Origin of the sequence: Aquirufa nivalisilvae (genome assembly GCF_004307455.1) — a bacterium.
Classification (GTDB): domain Bacteria; phylum Bacteroidota; class Bacteroidia; order Cytophagales; family Spirosomataceae; genus Aquirufa; species Aquirufa nivalisilvae.
Genome location: NZ_SEWX01000011.1, coordinates 1 through 2,013 on the forward strand (window position 1 = coordinate 1; position 2,013 = coordinate 2,013).

A 2,013-nucleotide genomic window follows, 5' to 3' on the forward strand; every position below is an offset into this window, starting at 1 on the left:
ATTATTAACAGCGAGTGATGGAACGATTAATGCTACAGGAAATTCACATGAATTAGCCGTATCGGTATTACCATCAAGCTTCAGCAAATTAGCTGTAAGCTTGGCGAGCCCACAAGTGAATGGTGCAGCCTTTACGGGCACGAATACATTAACAGCGCAAGATGCTTATGGCAATACAGTTACCAGCTTTAATGCCTCAGGAAACAATGTGACTGTAAGCAGTACGTTGACAGGCACGATCAGTGGATTAGGAAGTGGAGTAAACAACGTATTGAATCAAGCTGGCGACTTTAGTAGTGGAGTAGCGAACTTAACGAGCTTAGGCTTGAAGTTTACTGGCACATCTGGTTCAGGTACCTTTACCTTTACCCCAGCGAGCGGAACAGCAGCCACTAGCTCAAGCATTACTGTAAGTCCAGGAACTGCTACGAAATTAGTAGTAACAGGAACTGGCACTCAAACAGCAGGAGGTAGCCAAACAGTTACTGTAACAGCGAAAGATGCGAATGGCAATACAGCAACGACATATACGGGAGCTAAGAGCATTACGTTCTCCGGAGCGAGCACTTCGAGTAGTCCAGCGACCGTACCAACGGTAGGTGCTACAGACTTTGGCACAGCAACAAGCTTAACATTTACGAATGGAGTAGCGAGTGGAACGATGGTATTGTATAAAGCGGAGTCATCGACTGTATCAGCTACGGACGGCACGATTTCTTCAACAGGAGGCGATCGTCTATCGGTAACAGTAAGTCCAGCGAGCTATAGTAAATTGGCAGTAAGCCTAGCAACACCACAAGTGAATGGTACAGCCTTTACAGGCACGAATACGTTAACGGCACAAGATGCTTATGGTAATACAGTAAGTAGCTTTGACGCGAGTGCGAATAATGTGACGGTGACCACGAGCTTAACAGGAGCAATCAGTGGATTATCTGGCACGAACAAGTTGAGCAATGCTGGAGACTTTGTGAGTGGAGTAGCGAACTTGACTACGAAATTGATATTTACAGGAACAGTAGGAACAGGCACCTTTACTTTCACACCACAAAGTGGCACAGGAGTAACGAGTGGAAGTGTACAGATAAATTCAGGAGCAGCGACCCACATGATGATTACGGGTAACGCGAGTCAGAATGCAGGGGAATCTCAAACGATTACGATTAGAGCAGTAGATGCGAGTCATAACACAGCTACCGGGTATACAGGCACGAAGAGTTTAACGTTCTCCGGCGCGAATAGTTCAAGTAGCCCAGTGACAGTAGCGACAGCGAATGGTATAGACTTTGGTACATCTACGAGTATTGTATTTACGAATGGTGTGGCTACAGCTTCCGTAGTTTTATACAAAGCAGAAAGTGTATTATTAACAGCGAGTGATGGAACGATTAATGCTACAGGAAATTCACATGAATTAGCCGTATCGGTATTACCATCAAGCTTCAGCAAATTAGCTGTAAGCTTGGCGAGCCCACAAGTGAATGGTGCAGCCTTTACGGGCACGAATACATTAACAGCGCAAGATGCTTATGGCAATACAGTTACCAGCTTTAATGCCTCAGGAAACAATGTGACTGTAAGCAGTACGTTGACAGGCACGATCAGTGGATTAGGAAGTGGAGTAAACAACGTATTGAATCAAGCTGGCGACTTTAGTAGTGGAGTAGCGAACTTAACGAGCTTAGGCTTGAAGTTTACTGGCACATCTGGTTCAGGTACCTTTACCTTTACCCCAGCGAGCGGAACAGCAGCCACTAGCTCAAGCATTACTGTAAGTCCAGGAACTGCTACGAAATTAGTAGTAACAGGAACTGGCACTCAAACAGCAGGAGGTAGCCAAACAGTTACTGTAACAGCGAAAGATGCGAATGGCAATACAGCAACGACATATACGGGAGCTAAGAGCATTACGTTCTCCGGAGCGAGCACTTCGAGTAGTCCAGCGACCGTACCAACGGTAGGTGCTACAGACTTTGGCACAGCAACAAGCTTAACATTTACGAATGGAGTAGC

Annotated in this window: 1 protein-coding gene; it reads left to right on the top strand. The window is 45.9% G+C overall.

The window, feature by feature from the left end; translation table 11 throughout:
- Positions 1 to 2,013, top strand: a 2,013-nt coding sequence (locus EWU22_RS13340) for a beta strand repeat-containing protein (RefSeq protein ID WP_161566871.1), incomplete at both ends; no start/stop codon positions are given.